Origin of the sequence: Streptomyces sp. SDT5-1 (genome assembly GCF_052245995.1) — a bacterium.
In the GTDB taxonomy this organism is placed as follows: Bacteria; Actinomycetota; Actinomycetes; order Streptomycetales; family Streptomycetaceae; genus Streptomyces.
Genome location: NZ_CM125963.1, coordinates 8,363,094 through 8,379,521, shown reverse-complemented (window position 1 = coordinate 8,379,521; position 16,428 = coordinate 8,363,094). Strand labels below are relative to the sequence as shown.

Genomic DNA, 16,428 nt, shown 5'->3' with positions numbered 1-16,428 from the left:
TCACCGTCCTGCGATCTTGTTGATGCGGTCGATCGCCTTCTCGAAGCCGCGGGTCAGGTCGTCGAAGACCGCCTGGACGCTGCGTTCCTCGTTCATGCGGCCGACGATCTGGCCGACGGGCGTGCCGAGGAGGGGTTCCACCTCGTACTTCTGGATGCGGGAGACGGCCTCCGCGACGAGCAGGCCCTGGAGGGGCATCGGCAGCGGTCCGGGGCCCGCCGGGTCGTCCCAGGCGTCCGTCCACTCCGTACGGAGCTGGCGGGCGGGCTTGCCGGTGAGCGCCCGGGAGCGCACCGTGTCGCCGGACCCGGCCGCGAGCAGCTTGCGGGTGACGGCGGGCGAGTGCATGTCGGCCTCGGTCGTCGTCAGCCACACGGAGCCGAGCCACACGCCCTGCGCGCCGAGCGCGAGCGCCGCCGCGACCTGTTGGCCGCTGCCGATGCCGCCCGCGGCGAGGACCGGCAGCGGGTCGACGGCCTCGACGACCTCCGGGGTGAGCACCATGGAGGCGATCTCGCCGGTGTGTCCGCCGGCCTCGTAGCCCTGCGCGACGACGACGTCGATGCCGGCCTCCGCGTGCTTGCGGGCGTGCCGGGCGCTGCCCGCGAGCGCGGCGACGAGGATGTCGTGCTCGTGGGCGCGGGCGATGACGTCGGCGGGCGGCGAACCGAGCGCGTTGGCGAGGAGTTTGATCGGGTAGTCGAAGGCGACGTCGAGTTGGCTGCGGGCGACCTGTTCCATCCAGCCGGTGATGCGCCAGCCGGACGCCTCGCCCTCGGCGAGCTCGGGGACCCCGTACTTGGCGAGGGTCTCCTGGACGAACGCCCGGTGCTCGGGCGGGATCATCGCCTCGATGTCGGCCTCGGTGACGCCCTCCACCTTCTTCGCGGGCATCACGACGTCGAGCCCGTAGGGCATGCCGTCGGCGTGCGCGTGCAGCCAGTCGAGGTCGCGTTTGAGTTCGTCGGGTGCCGCGTAGCGGACCGCACCGAGCACGCCGAAGCCCCCGGCCCTGCTGATGGCCGCGGCCACCGCAGGGAACGGCGTGAAGCCGAAGACGGCGTGCTCGATCCCCAGTTTCTTGCTCAGCTCCGTCTGCATGCGCGCAGGATGCCGCAGCGGGGCGGACGACGGAAGAGCTTTTCTGATGCAGCGTCAGATTCTTCACCGGGCGGTCATCCCGCAGGGGTGTTGACACGAGGCAGCGCTGACAGAGAAGTTTCATCCGACTCGGTAGATCCCGAAAGAATTTTTCAGGAGGGCCTCGTCCATGAGCGGAGCACCCGAAGCAACGGACAGACCATACGGAGACGCGCCGGGCGCGGGCCTGACCAGGCGACAGTTCGGCGCGGCGGGCCTCGCCCTGGGCGGCGCGCTGGCCCTCGCCCCCTTCCCCGCGGGCCCCGCGGCGGCCGCCACCGAGCAGGCGGCCCACCGGCCGACGCTGCGCCGAGGCTCCCCCGAGCGGGCCGGGCTCCTCGCGGGGCATCTGCGCCAACTGGTCGCCGACGCCGAGAAGTTCCTCGGCCCCTCGCCGAAGCACCCCTGGTACGCGGGCGCGGTGCTGCTCGCGGGCCGCGGCGGCACGGTCGCGCTGCACCAGCCGATCGGCAAGGCGGTGCGCTACTCGCACTACGACGACAAGACCGACACCGGCGTCGAGTTCCCCGCCGACCAGCAGATCGACATGGCCGACGACACGGTCTTCGACCTGGCCTCGATTTCCAAGCTGTTCACGTCGATCCTCGCCGTGCAGGAGATCGAGCGCGGCGCGCTGGAGCTCGAGGCGAAGGTCGTCTCGTACCTGCCCGAGTTCACCGGCGGCGGCAAGCAGGACGTGACGGTCCGCCAGCTGCTCACCCACACCTCCGGGTTCCGGCCCGACATCGCCTTCTACAAGGAGTCCGAACAGGACGCGCGGCTCGCCCTCCTGTGGAAGGAGGCGCTGATCAATCCGGCGGGCACCACGTACCTGTACTCGGACCTGAACCTGATCACGCTCCAGCTCGTCGTCGAGCGGCTCACGGGCAAGCGTCTGGACGTGCTGCTGCCCGAGCGGATCACGGGGCCGCTCGGCATGACCCGCACCCGCTACAACCCGCCCGCGTCCTGGAGGCCGAAGGTGGCGGCCACCGAGGACGCCCGCGCACCGTGGTCGGGCCTGGACCGGGGCCTGGTGTGGGGCGAGGTGCACGACGAGAACGCGTACGCCTTCGGCGGTGTCGCGGGCCACGCCGGCGTCTTCTCCTGCGCCTGGGACATGGCCGTGCTCGGCCGCACACTCCTGAACGGCGGGGTCTACGGCACGGCGCGCATCCTGTCCCAGAAGTCGGTCGACCTCATGTTCACCAACTTCAACACGGACTTCCCCGGCGACGAGCACGGCCTCGGCTTCGAGCTGTACCAGCACTGGTACATGGGCGCGATGGCGACGCCTGGCACGGCGGGCCACACCGGATTCACCGGCACCTCGCTGGTGCTCGACCCGACGACCGACTCGTTCCTCATCGTCCTCGGCAACTCCGTGCACCCCGTGCGCAGTTGGCGATCCGGCTCCGCACCCCGGGTCGCCGCGGGCAACAACATGGCGCGCGCGGTCGCCGTCCGGCCGAAGCACGGCCGCACCGCCTGGTTCTCCGGCATGGCGAGCGCTACGTCGGCGACGCTGACGCTGCCGGACCTGCGGCTCGCCTCGGACCGCGCGCGGCTCGACTGCGAGCTGTGGTGGGACACGGAGCCGCACTCCGACTTCCTGTTCCTGGAGACGTCCACGGACGGCGGCAGGAACTGGTCGCCGCTGCCGTTCACCACGGACCGCTCGGACGCGCACCCCACAGGCTCGGTCGACGGCTACGCGGACCGCACCTGGCACCGCCTCCACGCCGACCTGGGCCCGTTCACCGCGTCCGCGCTCCGGCTGCGCTGGCGCTACGCGACCGACCAGCTCTACGTCGGCCGGGGCGCCTACGTCGACGGCATCCGCGTCCTCGACGGGGACGAGGTGGCGTTCGACGAGGCGCGCCCGGCCGACGCGTCCCGTATCGAGGCGAAGGGCTGGACGGCCTCGCGGGACTGAGCCGACCGGTCCCCCGCGGGGTCAGCGGCCGAGCACCGCCATCGCGGCGTTGTGGCCCGGGATGCCGCTGACCCCGCCGCCGCGCACGGCGCCCGCGCCGCACAGCAGCACGTTCGCGTGCGCGGTCTCCACGCCCCAACGTCCCGTGGACTCGGAGGCGTACGGGAAGGAGAGCTCCCGGTGGAAGATGTTGCCGCCGGGCAGCCGCAGATCGCGCTCCAGGTCGAGCGGGGTCTTCGCCTCGATGCAGGGCCGCCCGTCACCGTCGAGCGCGAGGCAGTCCTCGATCGGCTCGGCGAGGTGGGCGTCGAGCTGGGCGAGGGTGGCCTTGAGGAGGTCGGCGCGGGCCGTGTCGTTGTCGGCGGCGAAGAGCCGGGCCGGGGTGTGCAGACCGAAGAGGGTGAGGGTCTGGTAGCCGCGCTCGACGAGGTCGGGGGCGAGGATCGTCGGGTCGGTCAGCGAGTGGCAGTAGATCTCGGACGGCGGCGCGCTCGGCAGGGCCCCGGCGGCGGCCTCGGCGTGGGCGGCCGCCAACTGGCCGTAGCCCTCCGCGACATGGAAGGTTCCCGCGAACGCCTCGCGCGGGTCGACGGAGGTGTCCTTGAGCCGGGGCAGCCGCTTCAGCAGCATGTTGACCTTGAGCTGGGCGCCCTCGGCGGGCTCCGGCGGGGTGTCACCCAGGAGCCGGGCGAGGTCCTGCGGCGAGGCGTTGACGAGGATGTTCCGGGCGGCGACGGTCCCCTCGGCCTCGGCGGTCCTGTACGTGACCTCGGCGCCCGCCCCGTCCGTCTCGACGCGCGTCACCTCGTGCCCGGTGACGAGGTCGGCGCCCGCCTCGCGCGCGGCGGCGGCGAGCGCGTCGGTGAGGGCGCCCATGCCGCCGACCGGGACGTTCCAGTCGCCCGTGCCGTTGCCGATCACGTGGTAGAGGAAGCAGCGGTTCTGCGCGAGGGACGGGTCGTGGGCGTCGGCGAACGTGCCGATGAGCGCGTCCGTGAGGACGACGCCGCGCACCAGGTCGTCGCTGAAGTGCTCCTCGATGCCGACGCCGATGGGGTCCTCGAACAGCAGCCGCCAAGCGTCCTCGTCGCCGACCCGCTCGCGCAGCGCGTCGCGTGCGGGGAGCGGCTCGGTGAGCGTGGGGAAGACCCGCTCGGCGACGTGCCGGGTCGTCTCGTAGAAGCGGCTCCACGCCTCGTACTCCCGGTCGGATCCGGTGAGTTCGCGGAACGCGGCGCGTGTCCGCCGCTCCCCGCCGCCGACGAGCAGCCCCGTCGCGCGGCCGTCCCTGACGGTCGGGGTGTACGAGGAGACGTCGCGGGGCTCGGTCGCGAAGCGCAGTCCGAGGTCGGCGACGATCTTCTTGGGAAGCAGGCTGACGAGGTACGAGTAGCGGGAGAGCCGGGCGTCGACGCCCGCGAACGGGCGGGTGGAGACGGCGGCGCCTCCGGTGGTGCCGAGCCGTTCGACGACGGCGACGGACTGTCCTGCGCGGGCGAGGTACGCGGCGGCCACCAGACCGTTGTGGCCGCCGCCGACGACGACGGTGTCGTAGCGGTCGCGGAGATCATGTGCGGGCATGGCCCTTGGTAGCACGGCCCGTCGGGGGCGGGCCAGAGGGCGGGCCGACGGTCAGCCGCCGGGCGCGCCCTGTTGGCGCAGCGCCGCCACCCTGCGGTAGAGGGCCACGGCGTCGGCGGTGCGGCCGAGCTGCTCCAGGCAGTGGGCCTCGTCGTTGCGGCTGGCGAGGGTGCTGGGGTGGGCCTCGCCGAGGACCCGTTCGCGGGCGGCGGCGACCGCCCCGTACTCGGCGAGCGCGTCCTTCCAGCGGCCCAGCCAGCCGAGGCCGACGGCGACCTCGCGGCGGCTGACGAGGGTGTCCGGGTGGTCGGGGCCGAGGACGCGGCGGCGGATCGCGGACACGTCGCGGGCCTCGGCGAGCGCCTCCTCCCAGCGGGCCATCCGTCCGAGGTTCACGCCCAACCCGTGTCGGGCGCGCAGCGTCTCGGGGTGCTCGGGCCCGCTGATCCGTGTGCGGTCGTCGATCAGGTCGCGGTACAGCGTGAGGGCCTCGGCGCTGCGGCCGAGCCGGCCGAGGCTGATGCCGACCTCGTAGCGGGCGGCGAGGGTGTCCGGGTGGTCGGCGCCGAGGGCCCGCGCCCGTGCCCGCGCGACCTCCTGGTAGACGCGCAGCGCCTCGGCCCAGCGGCCCAACTGGCCGAGCGCGTAGGCGACCTCGCAGCGGGTCACCAGCGTGTCGGGGTGGTCGGCGCCCAGGACGCGGGCGCGGGCGTCGGCGACCTCGCTCGCCATCCGGTGGGAGTCCTCCAGGCGGCCGAGGCGGCCGAGGTTGAAGGCGAGGTTGTGGCGGCAGCGCAGCGTGTCCGGGTGGTCGGGGCCCATGGCGCGCTCCCGGGCGGCGAGCACGGTCATGTAGGCCTGGTGCGCCTCGAAGTGTCGGCCGAGCCTGCCGAGGACGTACGCGACTTCCTGGCGCGCGCCGAGCGTGTCGGGGTGGTCGGCGCCGAGCACGCGCTCGCGGCCCTCGACGACGCCGCGGTACTCGCGCAGGGCGTCGGCGGGGCGGCCGGTGCGACTGAGGGTGAAGGCGACCTCGTAGCGGCTGGCGAGGGTGTCGGGGTGGTCGGGGCCGAGGGCGTGCTCGCGTTCGGCGGCGACCGCGCGGTGCACCTCGCCGGCCTCGGCCCAGCGCCCGAGCCTGCCGAGGCTGAGGCCCGCGTTGTGCCGGGAGGCCAGGGTGGCGAGGAGTTCGGGGGCCGGGGTGGGGCGGCGCGGCTCGGGGGCGGCGGGCGTGCGGTCGGGGTCGCGCGGGATCCATTCGCCGGACAGGCCGGCCGCGGTGTCCGGGGGTGTGACGCGCGGGCCGGGGACGCCGGTGGCCTTGTGTCCTGTGGTCATGCCGCGGGTCCAGGACGGCAGCCGGGGCTCGGACCGCTCGGGGAGTTCGCCGCGCGATGCGAGCTGTCGCGCCCGTACGGTCGGCGTGTACGTGCGTCCCGGGCGGGCGCCTTCGGTGAGGCGGCGGCCGAGCTCCCGGGCGTCGTGGGGTCGCTCGTCGGGGTCCTTGGCGAGCAGGTCGAGGATGATCCGGTCGAGGTGGCGGGGGATGTCGGGCCTGCGCTCGCGCGGCGGCTCGGGGACGGTGTCGCGGTGGCCGACGAGCACGGACCACGCGTCCTCCAGGTCGAACGGCGGGGCGCCGGTGGCGACTTCGTACAGCACGCAGCCGAGGGAGTAGAGGTCGCTGCGCTCGTCGACGGGCTCGCCGCCGATCTGCTCGGGCGACATGTAGTGCGGGGTGCCCATGGCGATGCCGGTGCCGGTGAGGCGGGCGGTGAAGCCAATGTCGTGGCCGAGGCGGGCGATGCCGAAGTCGCAGATCTTGGTGGTGCCGTCGGCGAGCCGCATGATGTTGGCGGGCTTCAGGTCGCGGTGGACGACGCCCTGTTCGTGGGTGTAGGCGAGGGCTGCGGCGACCTGTTCGGCCAGGTCCACGATGTCGTCGACGGGCAGCGGCCGGTGGTCGTTGTCGTCCAGGAGCTGGCTGAGGTTCTTCCCGTCGAGCAGCTCCATCACGAGGTAGAGGATGCCGTCGTCCTCGCCGAAGTCGTGCACGACGGTGATGCCGCGGTGCTGGAGCGCCGCCGCGACCCTGGCTTCTCTGCGGAAGCGCTCGCGCAGGATGTCGGTGAAGTTCGGGTCGCGCTGCGGTCCGAGCGGCTTGAGGCACTTCACGGCGACGTGCCGGCCGAGCGACTCGTCGCGGGCCCGCCACACCTCGCCCATGCCGCCCCGCCCGATCGGGTCGAGCAACTGATACCGCCCGTGGATCACCCTGACGTCCCGCGCATCCCCCACCCCTGGCATCTCCCGCCGTCGCCCCCGTCGTCTGGCTACGCGCTCCCCGGTCCATCCAGTATGGCGTCCCCCCTGTCGACTTTGTACGGGGCGGGACGGGCCTCGGCACCGAGTCTCCCCATGGCGCGCAGGATGTGTTTGGGCGGGAGTTGCCAGCGCACACGTGCGGGAATCAGGCGGAGCGCGGTGCCCGTGGCGCGCAGCCTGCGGGTGACGGCGGCCGGTGCGGGGGCCCCGCGGCCGTACAGGTCGTGGGCGTACGGCGGCAGGGAGGCGTACGCCAGGAGGGCCACGCGCCGCCACAGCACCTCGCGCGCCGGGACGAGCAGCGGGTGGGTGGGCGGGCGCCGCAGGAAGTCGTCGACCTCGCGGGCCTCGGGACCCGCGGCCAACTGGGGCCGCACGGAATCGAAGTAGGCGGCCAGCTCGGCCCTGCTGCCCGGCACCCGGTCCGGGTCGAGGCCCACGAGCCGGGCGCTGGTGCGGTGTTCGGCGATGTACCGGTCGGCCTGCGCGTCGGTGAGGCGGAATCCGGAGCGGCGGGCGACGTGCAGATAGGAGTCGATCTCGGCGCAGTGCACCCACAGCAGCAGCCCGGGTTCGTCGACGCCGTACCGCTCCCCCGTGTCCGGGTCGGTCGCGCCCAGGTGGCTGTGGATCCGCCGCACCCGGGCGCCCGCCTCCTCGGCCGCCTCGCTCGTCCCGTACGTCGTGGTGCCGACGAAACCCGCGGTGCGCATGAGGCGGCCCCACGCGTCGCGCCGGAAGTCGGAGTTCTGCATGACGCCGCGCACCGCGCGCGGGTGCAGCGCCTGGAAGTACAGGGCGCGCACGCCGGCGATCCACATCATGGGGTCGGCGTGCATCTGCCACGTCACCGAGTCGGGGCCGAAGAGGCCGGGGTCCGCGTCACTCATCTCGCACAGCACCTCCTGCCCGCAGGGTACGCACCGTCCCGGCGCGGAACCCCCGTGGCGGCCCACTCGTCCTGAGGATCAAGGAACGGGGTCGGGCGGAGGGGTGGGGCGGCATGGGTGAGGGCACGAGATCCGGGCGGCGTGGCCGGGTGCTCGCGGCGTGCGCCGCGCTGATGGCGCTGGTGCTGCTGTGCCACCAGTGGATCCCGAACACGCCGTGGCGCCTGGGCAGCCTGGTGGAGTCGTTCCTGCCGTGGTTCGGGCTGCTGGGGACGGCCGCCCTGCTCACCCTCGCTCTCGTCCTCTGCCGCTCCCGGCCCGTGCTGGTCCTGATCGTTCTGCTGCCGCTGGCGGCGTGGACGTTCCGGTTCGGCACGTTGGCGCTGCCCTCGTCGGGGCGGGGCGAGCTGGTCGTCGTCCAGCACAACGCGAGCGACGAGAACCCCGATCCGGCGGGCACGGCCCGGGCGTTGAGCGCGCACGGTCCGGATCTGATCGCGCTCGAGGAGCTGCTGCCGAGGGCCCGCGCGGTGTACGAGCGGTCGCTGGCGCGGAGCCATCCGCACCATGCCGTCGTCGGCACGGTCGGGCTCTGGTCCAGGTATCCGCTGTCCGGTGTCCGCGCGCAGGACATCAAGCCCGCCGGGATCACGGAGCCGTGGAACCGCGGTCTGCGCGCGGTGGTGAGGGCGCCGCAGCGTGCCGTGGCCGTCTACGTCGCCCACCTCCCCTCGATCCGGTTCGGCGCGGGTGGTCTCGAGTCGGCGTGGCGGGACGAGAGCGCCCGGCGGCTCGGGGCGGCCGTCGCCGCGGAACCCACGGACACGGTCGTCGTCCTCGGTGATCTCAACGGCACGGTGGACGACCGCGGCCTCGCCCCGCTGACCTCGCGGTTGTCCGTTCCGGCACGCGGCTTCGCGTTCAGCTACCCGGCGTCCTTCCCGGTGGCGCGCATCGACCAGGTGCTCGCCCGTTCGGCGACGGTGGACCGCATTCGCACTCTGCCGAGGACGGGCAGCGACCATCTTCCGGTGCTCGCCCGGATCTCCCTGGACGGGCCGGTCAGCGCCGCACCCGTGGCATCCCCAGGCCGATCCACGAGATGATCTCGCGCTGGATCTCGTTGTTGCCGCCGCCGAACGTGAAGATGACCGCCGAGCGGTAGCCGCGTTCGAGTTCGCCGTGGAGGACTGCGCCCGCGCTGCCCTCCTTGAGGGCTCCGGCCGCGCCGACCACCTCCATCAGCCAGGCGTACGCGTCGCGGCGGGCCTCGGAGCCGTAGACCTTCACGGCGGAGGCGTCCTGCGGGAGGAGGGTGCCCTCCTGGACGGCGTTGACCATCTGCCAGTTGAGGAGCTTCATCGCGTCGAGCTTGGTGTGCGTCTGGGCGAGGCGCTTCCTGACCCAGCCGAGGTCGATGACGCGGCGGCCGTCGGCGAGCTTGGTGTCCATGGCCCAGCGCTGCACGTCGTGCAGGGCGCGGATCGCCATGGTGCCGTGGGCGGCGAGGGTGACGCGCTCGTGGTTGAGCTGGTTGGTGATCAGGCGCCAGCCCTTGTTCTCCTCGCCGACGCGGCGGGAGGCGGGGACGCGGATGTTCTCGTAGTAGCTCGCGGTGGTGTCGTGGGAGGCCAGGGTGTTGATCACGGTGCAGGAGTAGCCGGGGTCCGACGTGGGGACGAGCAGCATCGTGATGCCCTTGTGCGGGGGCGCGTCGGGGTCGGTGCGGACGGCGAGCCACACCCAGTCGGCGGTGTCGCCGTTCGTCGTCCAGATCTTCTGCCCGTTGACGACGTAGTCGTCGCCGTCGCGCACCGCGCGGGTCTTCAGCGCGGCCAGGTCGGTGCCCGCGTCCGGTTCGCTGTAGCCGATGGCGAAGTCGAGCTCGCCCGAGAGGATCCTCGGCAGGAAGTACTCCTTCTGCTCGTCCGTGCCGAACTGCATGATCGTCGGGCCGACCGTGTTCAGGGCCATCAGCGGCAGCGGCACGCCCGCCTGCGCCGCCTCGTCGAAGAAGATGAACTGCTCCATGGGCGACAGGCCGCGGCCGCCGTACTCCTTCGGCCAGCCGACCCCGAGCCAGCCGTCGCCGCCGAGGCGGCGCACGGTCTCCCGGTAGAACCGCTTCTGCGCGGCCGGGTCCTCGTAGCGCGCGTACGCGTTCTCGGGCACGAGTGCGGCGAAGTAGGCGCGCAGCTCGGTGCGCAACTGCTGCTGCTCAGGCGTGTATTCGAGGTGCACGGCCCCTCCTGGCGTTCCACTGCGTGGCGAGCTGTCGGCGCACACAGTAGAACGCGTTCCAGAAAGAGGGAATGCCGGGGACCGCACGAACTGACACCGCGTCAGTTCGCCTGCCGGGGATCAGCCGAGGGTGGACAGGAAGTCCGTGCAGGCCCGCGCGCACTCCCGGCAGCGCTCGGCGCACTCCGCCGCGTCCTCGGTGCGGTCGCAGGCGTGCGCCGCCTCCAGGGTGACGGCCCTGCACCACTCCACCTGGAGCCGCAGCCCGTACTCGTCCTGGTGGGCCTCCTCCGACAGGAGCCGGCACGTCGCGTCGCACACCTCGACGGCGAGCAGCAGCGCGCGCCGCAGACCGTGCGGCGCGTCGGACCGTTCCGTGCGCTCGGCGGGGACCGACCGCGCCGGTCCGTGCACCTGCGGCGCGGCCACCGGGCCCACGTCGGTCGAGCTCACCAGCAGGGCGCAGGCGCGGGCGCACTCCGTGCAGGACTGCGCGCAGGCGAATCGGTCCTCGAGGAAGCGGACGAGGTCGTCCTTGGGCGGTTCGGTCATCAGGGCACGGTCGGCGCCCGTGGAGTCCTCGGCGTACGGCTGCGGGTACTTCGCCAGGGAGGTCACCGGCCCGGCTCCTTTCCAGAGGACGTGCGAGGTACGACTCCGGTGCGAGTAGCCGGATCGCAGGCCACCAAACCGTGTGCGCCGGGGCCCGGCCGTTACGGCCCACTCGAGCCGGGAACCCGCCCGGTATGCGTACCAACAACCCGGACCCGGACCCGCTGCACAGCACGGGGCTCGAACCGGGCGGCGGAGTGCCGCCCGGCGAGACCCCGCCCGCCGAGGGCTCGACGCCGTGGGCGGGCCCCGAGGAGACGCACAATCCGCCACGCGGCTGGGCGAAGGGACCGCTCGTCGTCATCGGCGTGGTCGTCGTGCTGTTCGCGGCCTTCTTCCTTGCCTACGCGCTGGCGCTGTGACCGCAGCCACTGGAGGCCGACGACGACCGCGAGGGCGAGTTCGACCGCGTCCCCGCCGTAGTACATGAGCACGGATCCCGCCCGGACGTCCTGCGCGGCGAACATCGCGTCGCCCGACGGCCCGTGCGCGTAGAGGGACTTGGCGAGGATGCCGTGTGCCGCCGACGCCACGACCAGCGTCGCGGCGCGCGGCCACGTTCCGCGGCGCGGACCGTGCACCGGGTCGAGCGCGAGCACACTCACGCTGAACAGGAGCCCCGCCGCGAAGACATGGGCCCGGACGAGCGCGTCGAGCCACGGCGTGTGGTGCGTCGCCGCGAACAGCGGTGTGCGGTACAGCAGCCACAGTCCGCCGACGTCGAGGACCGCCGCGACCGGGGCCCAGGTCACGACTCGTACGGGAGGGGCGCCCAGCAGGGCCTTCAGGCCGCGGCGCGGCGCCACCGGCAGGGCCCGCAGCGCGAGCGTCACCGGCCGGGCGCACGCCAACAGGAACGGGGCCACCATGCCCGTGGCGAGGTGTCCCGCCATGTGCGCGGTGAACGGGCCGCCCGGCCACGGCCGGGCCACCGCCGCGCACAGCGCCGCCCCGCCGAGACAGCAGGCGGCGTCGCGGCGCACGGGCCACCGGTCGCCGCGCCCGCGCAGCCGCGCCGCTCCCGCGACGTACAGCAGACACACGAAGGCGACGACCGCGACGACGGCCGCGCTCACCTGCGGGACCGTACGAGGAGCAGGACGGCGGCCGCGAGGAGGAGCACGGCGATCCCGTTCCACGTCCAGTCGTAGGGCGCGATGTCGACGTGGTAGCGGATCTGGTGCAGGCCCATCAGCTTGTGCTGAACCGTGCCGTCGTACAGCTGGAACGCGCCGAGCCCGAGGCACAGTCCGCCCCACCACGCCGGGCGCACCGGCCCGGCCCTGCGGCGCAGCTCCGCGTACAGGAAGAGGCCCGCGACGATCGCGAACCAGCCGAAGGCGTGGAAGAGCCCGTCGGAGACGAGGCCCGCGCCGGTGGTGGACCGGTCGTAGAAGTGGTGCCAGTGCAGGAGCTGGTGGAAGACGGTCTCGTCGACGAACGCGGCGATGCCGACGCCGGTGAGGACGCCGCCCGTCACCGAGCGGCGCCACAGATGGGCGGCGGGCCCGGGCACGGCCGTCCCGCGGCGGACCCGCCACCGCGTCCCGGGCTCCTTGATCTCCCTCACGGGCGCATCAGCACCTTGACCGCGCCCTCCTGCTTCTTCTGGAACATGTCGTACGCGTGCGGGGCCTCGGTCAGGGGGACGTGGTGGGTGGCGAAGTCGTCGACGCCGAGGGGGTCGTCGTCGGTGAGCAGCGGCAGGATCTCGCCGGACCAGCGGCGGACGTTGGCCTGGCCCATGCGGAGCTGGAGCTGCTTGTCGAACATGGTCATGAGGGGCAGCGGTGACGCCATGCCGCCGTAGACGCCGCTGAGCGACACGGTGCCGCCGCGTCGCACCAGGTTGACGGCGAGGCGCAGGGCGGCGAGACGGTCGGCGCCTCCGGTGCGTTCGGCGAGCTTCGCCGACCAGGCGTGCGGGAGCAGTCCCGCGGCGGTCTGCGCGGTGCGGCCGACCGGGCTGCCGTGCGCCTCGGTGCCCACGGCGTCGATCACTGCGTCGGGGCCCCGGCCCCCGGTCCTGTCCTTGATCGCGTCGACGAGGTCGTCCGGCTTGTCGTGGTCCCTCAGGTCGTACGTCTCCACTCCCCTGGCCTTCGCCCGCTCCAGACGTTCGGGGACGAGGTCGACGCCGAAGACCCGGCCCGCGCCCTCGTGCAGGGCGACGCGGCAGGCCATGTCGCCGATGGGCCCGAGGCCGAGCACGGCGACCGTGCCGCCCTTCGGGACGTCGGCGTAGCGGACGGCCTGCCAGGCGGTGGGCAGCACGTCGGACAGGTAGACGTAGCGGTCGTCGGGCGGTCCGTGCGGCACCTTGATGGGCCCGAACTGGGCCTGCGGCACGCGCAGATACTCGGCCTGGGCGCCGGGCACGGCCCCGTACAGCGAGGTGTAGCCGAACAGCGCGGCGCCCGTGCCCTGCTCGGTGAGCTGCGTGGTCTCGCACTGCGTGGGCAGGCCCGCGTCGCACATCCAGCAGTGCCCGCAGGCGATCTGGAACGGTACGACGACGCGCTCGCCCGCGTGCAGATCGGGCACGTCGTCGCCGACCTCCTCGACGATGCCGATGGGTTCGTGGCCGAGGATGTCGCCGGGTGTCATGAACGGCGTGAGCACTTCGTAGAGGTGCAGATCGGATCCGCACAGGCCGCTGGAGGTGATGCGGACGATGGCGTCGGTGGGCCGCTCGATCCGTGGGTCGGGGACGGTGTCCACCCGTACGTCGCGCCGGCCCTGCCAGGTCACTGCCTTCATCGCGTTCTCCCCTGTCCGTGGTTGCGTGGGTTCCGGGCGCGGACGTACGAGGTGCGGGGCGCGGACGTGCCGCCCCGCACCTCTCGTCGCGCGCGACCGGTCAGCTGCCCCCGGTCACCTTGCGGATGGCGTCCCGGGTGCGGTCGACGACCGCGGCGACGGGTCCCGCGGCGACGTTCTTCGCCGCGGAGTCCGTGCCGGGGTGCGGGCGGGTCGGCGCCATGGCCTCGGCCGCCTTCACGGCGCGGCCCAGGTTCTCCAGCCTGGAGCGGTCCGCGACCTCGTTGAAGTGGGCGAACTCGTAGCGCTCCTCGGCGTCCGCGTGCGCGAGGACGTCCTGGCGCAGCGCGGCGAACCGGTCGAGGAACTCGGGCGAGTCCGGGTCCATGTCGTCGAGCGCGGAGAGGGTCTTCTTCGCCTTCTCCTCCTCGTCGACGCGGTCCTTGACGACGTGCTCGCCGCCCTGGATGTTCTTGCGCGCGAAGGGGTGCACGACCTCTTCCTCTGCGGTCTCGTGCACCGCGAGCAGCCGCACCAGTTCGTGGAACGACGCCTTGCGCTCCTCGCCCTTGGTGGCGGCCACCTCCTCGAACAGGCCGCGGATCCTGACGTGCTGTTGCAGCAGCAGCTGCACCACGTCGTTGGGTTCCTTGGTGCCCTTGGTCTGGGGCATGTCGTGTCCTCGGGATTCTGGGTCTCGGGTGCGGAGCGGGCCGGGTACCCGGGGCTCCGACCGTTACGCGCACCCTGCGCCGGGTACCCGGATTCGCATGACAAAGAGGCCTTTGACCAGGAAAAGGACCGTGGTGATCACGGGCGCGAGCGGGGGTGTGGGGCGCGCCGCGGCGCGGGAGTTCGGGGCGCGCGGGGACCGGGTGGCGCTGCTGGCCCGCGGGCGTGCGGGGCTCGACGCGGCGGCCGAGGAGGTACGTGCCGCGGGTGGACGGGCGCTCGTGCTGCCGGTCGACGTGGCTGACGCGAAGGCCGTGGACGCGGCGGCCGGCGAGGTCGAGGAGCGGCTGGGGCCCATCGATGTGTGGGTGAACAACGCGTTCGCGGGGGTGTTCGCGCCGTTCGTGGAGGTCACGCCCGACGAGTTCCGGCGGGTCACCGAGGTGACGTACCTCGGCTGTGTGTACGGGACGCGGGCGGCGCTGCGCCGGATGCTGCCGCGGGACCGAGGAACGGTCGTGCAGGTGGGGTCGGCGCTCGCCTATCGCGGGATTCCGCTCCAGTCGGCGTACTGCGGCGCCAAGCACGCCATCCAGGGCTTCAACGAGGCGCTGCGCTGCGAGCTGCTGCACGCGCGGACGCGGGTGCGGACGACGATGGTGCAGCTGCCCGCGCTCAACACCCCGCAGTTCGACTGGGTGTTGGGGCGTTCGGAGGGGCGGCCGCGGCCCGTGCCGCCCGTGTACCAGCCGGAGGTGGCCGCGCGGGCGATCGCGCACGCGGCGTGCCATGGGCGGCGCCGCGAGTACTGGGTGGGCGGGTCGACGGTGGGGACGCTGGTCGCCAACGCGGTGGTGCCCGCGGCGCTCGAGCGGTACTTGGCTCGTACGGGGTTCGATTCACAGGTGGAGCCGGGGTCCGCCGGCGCCGGGAATCTGTGGGTTCCGGGCGACGGGGCGCGCGGGCGGGACTTCGGGGCGCACGGCAGGTTCGACGGCGAGTCGCGGGGCCGGAGTGTGCAGGGCGATGTGTCGCGGTGGCGGAACCGGGTCGCCGGTGCGGCCGTGGCCTCGGTCGCGGTCGGTTGGTGGTTGCGGTCGCGGGGCCCCGCTGCCCGATCACCGCAGGGACTCTAGGTCACCCGGTACTCCTCCACCTCCTCGCTCCTCAGCGTGAGGCCGTTGCCCGGGCCGTTGGTGCCGGGCGTGATCGTGCCGCCGGACGGGTCGAGGACGCCCGCGAAGAACATGGACTCGATGCGGACGTGGTCGTGGAACCACTCGACGTGGCGGAGGTTCGGGATCGCCGCCGCCACGTCCGCGTGGGCGTGCGGGGCGCAGTGGGCCGAGACCTCCAGGCCGTGGGCGTGGGCGAGGGAGGCGGCGCGGAGGAACTCGGTGATGCCGCCGCAGCGGGTGACGTCGACCTGGAGGCAGTCGACGGCGCCGGCGGCGATCATGCGGGCGAAGTACGGGAGGTCGTAGCCGTACTCGCCCGCGGTGACGTCGCAGAGGACGGCGTCGCGGACCAGGCGCAGGCCGGTGAGGTCGTCGGAGGAGACGGGTTCCTCGAACCAGCCGACGCCGTGGGTGACGAGGGCGTCGCCGACGCGGACGGCCTGCTTGCGGTTGTAGCCGCCGTTGGCGTCGACGTACAGCTCGGCGTCCTCGCCGACGACCTGACGGGCGCGGCGGACGCGCTGCAGGTCGCGGGGCACGGCGCGGCCGCAGGACTCGCCGATCTTTATCTTGACCTGGGGGATGTGCTGGCCGTGCACCCAGCCCGAGAGCTGCGCGGCGAGGTGGCTGTCGTGGTACGTGGTGAATCCGCCGCTGCCGTAGACGGGGACGCTCTCGCGGGCCGCGCCGAGGAGGCGGACGAGCGGGAGGTCCATGAGGCGGGCCTTGAGGTCCCACAGGGCCAGGTCGACGGCGGAGATCGCGCAGGAGGCGATGCCGGGGCGGCCCGCGTTGCGCACGGTCTGGCACTGGGCGACGTGCGCGGCGGGGATGTCGAAGGCGTCGCGGCCCTCGACGAGCGGGGCCAGTTGGTCGCGGACGACGTCGGCTGCGGCCGGTGGCGCGTACGTCCAGCCGATGCCGGTGACACCGCCCGCGCGGGCCTCCACGAAGACGATCGTCGTGCTGTCCCACGCGAGGGTGGCATCGGCCTCGGGGGCGTCGGTGGGCACCGTGTAGGCGCTGACTTCGAGGCGTTCGACGGGTAAGCAGGTGGTCGGCGGTCGCAGGGTGCTGGTCATCGTCGGCCGCG

Annotated in this window: 14 protein-coding genes and 1 pseudogene; 4 read left to right on the top strand and 11 right to left on the bottom strand. The window is 73.2% G+C overall.

Annotated elements, in window-relative coordinates:
* Window positions 1–1,101 (bottom strand): NAD(P)H-dependent flavin oxidoreductase, encoded by a 1,101-nt coding sequence (locus ACTWJ8_RS38660; RefSeq protein WP_443262098.1) that lies wholly within the window; start codon window positions 1,099–1,101, stop codon window positions 1–3.
* Between the two features lie 169 nt (window positions 1,102–1,270).
* Here ACTWJ8_RS38660 and ACTWJ8_RS38655 point away from each other — a divergent pair, with 169 nt between their 5' ends.
* Window positions 1,271–3,076 carry a serine hydrolase gene (locus ACTWJ8_RS38655; RefSeq protein ID WP_443262097.1) on the top strand — a complete coding sequence of 602 codons (1,806 nt, stop codon included), beginning with the start codon at window positions 1,271–1,273 and terminating at the stop codon, window positions 3,074–3,076.
* Between the two features lie 21 nt (window positions 3,077–3,097).
* On the opposite strand, the gene ACTWJ8_RS38650 is transcribed toward ACTWJ8_RS38655, so the two are convergent.
* From ACTWJ8_RS38650 to ACTWJ8_RS38640, 3 genes are all read right to left on the bottom strand, one after another.
* Window positions 3,098–4,657 carry a phytoene desaturase family protein gene (locus ACTWJ8_RS38650; RefSeq protein ID WP_443262096.1) on the bottom strand — a complete coding sequence of 520 codons (1,560 nt, stop codon included), beginning with the start codon at window positions 4,655–4,657 and terminating at the stop codon, window positions 3,098–3,100.
* A gap of 51 nt (window positions 4,658–4,708) precedes the next feature.
* A complete protein-coding gene (locus ACTWJ8_RS38645) occupies window positions 4,709–6,883 on the bottom strand; it encodes a tetratricopeptide repeat protein (RefSeq protein WP_443265120.1) in 2,175 nt (724 codons plus the stop codon).
* A 107-nt stretch (window positions 6,884–6,990) separates the two neighbouring features.
* Window positions 6,991–7,872 (bottom strand): oxygenase MpaB family protein, encoded by an 882-nt coding sequence (locus ACTWJ8_RS38640; RefSeq protein WP_356384764.1) that lies wholly within the window; start codon window positions 7,870–7,872, stop codon window positions 6,991–6,993.
* A 113-nt stretch (window positions 7,873–7,985) separates the two neighbouring features.
* Here ACTWJ8_RS38640 and ACTWJ8_RS38635 point away from each other — a divergent pair, with 113 nt between their 5' ends.
* Window positions 7,986–8,978, top strand: a complete 993-nt coding sequence (locus ACTWJ8_RS38635) for an endonuclease/exonuclease/phosphatase family protein (protein ID WP_443262095.1) — start codon at window positions 7,986–7,988, stop codon at window positions 8,976–8,978.
* Here the strand turns inward: ACTWJ8_RS38635 and ACTWJ8_RS38630 are convergent.
* Both ACTWJ8_RS38630 and ACTWJ8_RS38625 read right to left on the bottom strand, forming a co-directional pair.
* Window positions 8,935–10,113 (bottom strand): acyl-CoA dehydrogenase family protein, encoded by a 1,179-nt coding sequence (locus tag ACTWJ8_RS38630; RefSeq protein WP_443262094.1) that lies wholly within the window; start codon window positions 10,111–10,113, stop codon window positions 8,935–8,937. The genes ACTWJ8_RS38635 and ACTWJ8_RS38630 overlap by 44 nt on opposite strands.
* A 120-nt stretch (window positions 10,114–10,233) precedes the next feature.
* On the bottom strand, window positions 10,234–10,665 hold the full coding sequence (locus ACTWJ8_RS38625; protein ID WP_356385360.1) for a ferredoxin: 432 nt from the start codon (window positions 10,663–10,665) through the stop codon (window positions 10,234–10,236).
* Window positions 10,666–10,859: 194 nt separating this feature from the next.
* Here ACTWJ8_RS38625 and ACTWJ8_RS38620 point away from each other — a divergent pair, with 194 nt between their 5' ends.
* On the top strand, window positions 10,860–11,087 hold the full coding sequence (locus ACTWJ8_RS38620) for a DUF6480 family protein (RefSeq protein ID WP_356385357.1): 228 nt from the start codon (window positions 10,860–10,862) through the stop codon (window positions 11,085–11,087).
* 9 nt (window positions 11,088–11,096) lie between these two features.
* On the opposite strand, the pseudogene ACTWJ8_RS38615 reads toward ACTWJ8_RS38620, so the two are convergent.
* From ACTWJ8_RS38615 to ACTWJ8_RS38600, 4 genes and pseudogenes are all read right to left on the bottom strand, one after another.
* Window positions 11,097–11,768 (bottom strand): annotated as a pseudogene (locus tag ACTWJ8_RS38615) (cytochrome c oxidase assembly protein); the annotation flags it as partial.
* A gap of 29 nt (window positions 11,769–11,797) precedes the next feature.
* On the bottom strand, window positions 11,798–12,295 hold the full coding sequence (locus ACTWJ8_RS38610; RefSeq protein WP_443262093.1) for a DUF2243 domain-containing protein: 498 nt from the start codon (window positions 12,293–12,295) through the stop codon (window positions 11,798–11,800).
* Window positions 12,292–13,485, bottom strand: coding sequence for a zinc-dependent alcohol dehydrogenase (locus ACTWJ8_RS38605; protein WP_356384752.1), 1,194 nt, complete (start codon window positions 13,483–13,485; stop codon window positions 12,292–12,294). The genes ACTWJ8_RS38610 and ACTWJ8_RS38605 overlap by 4 nt, the downstream gene beginning before the upstream one ends.
* Before the next feature lie 100 nt (window positions 13,486–13,585).
* Window positions 13,586–14,158, bottom strand: a complete 573-nt coding sequence (locus ACTWJ8_RS38600) for a hemerythrin domain-containing protein (RefSeq protein WP_443262092.1) — start codon at window positions 14,156–14,158, stop codon at window positions 13,586–13,588.
* A 97-nt stretch (window positions 14,159–14,255) separates the two neighbouring features.
* Here ACTWJ8_RS38600 and ACTWJ8_RS38595 point away from each other — a divergent pair, with 97 nt between their 5' ends.
* The gene (locus ACTWJ8_RS38595; protein ID WP_356384746.1) at window positions 14,256–15,293 is read left to right on the top strand and encodes an SDR family oxidoreductase; all 1,038 of its coding nucleotides are present in this window, start codon (window positions 14,256–14,258) and stop codon (window positions 15,291–15,293) included.
* On the opposite strand, the gene ACTWJ8_RS38590 is transcribed toward ACTWJ8_RS38595, so the two are convergent.
* Complete coding sequence (locus tag ACTWJ8_RS38590; protein WP_443262091.1) at window positions 15,290–16,417, bottom strand: enolase C-terminal domain-like protein; 1,128 nt, start codon at window positions 16,415–16,417, stop codon at window positions 15,290–15,292. The two genes, ACTWJ8_RS38595 and ACTWJ8_RS38590, sit on opposite strands and share 4 nt — an antisense overlap.
* Window positions 16,418–16,428 lie beyond the last annotated feature (11 nt).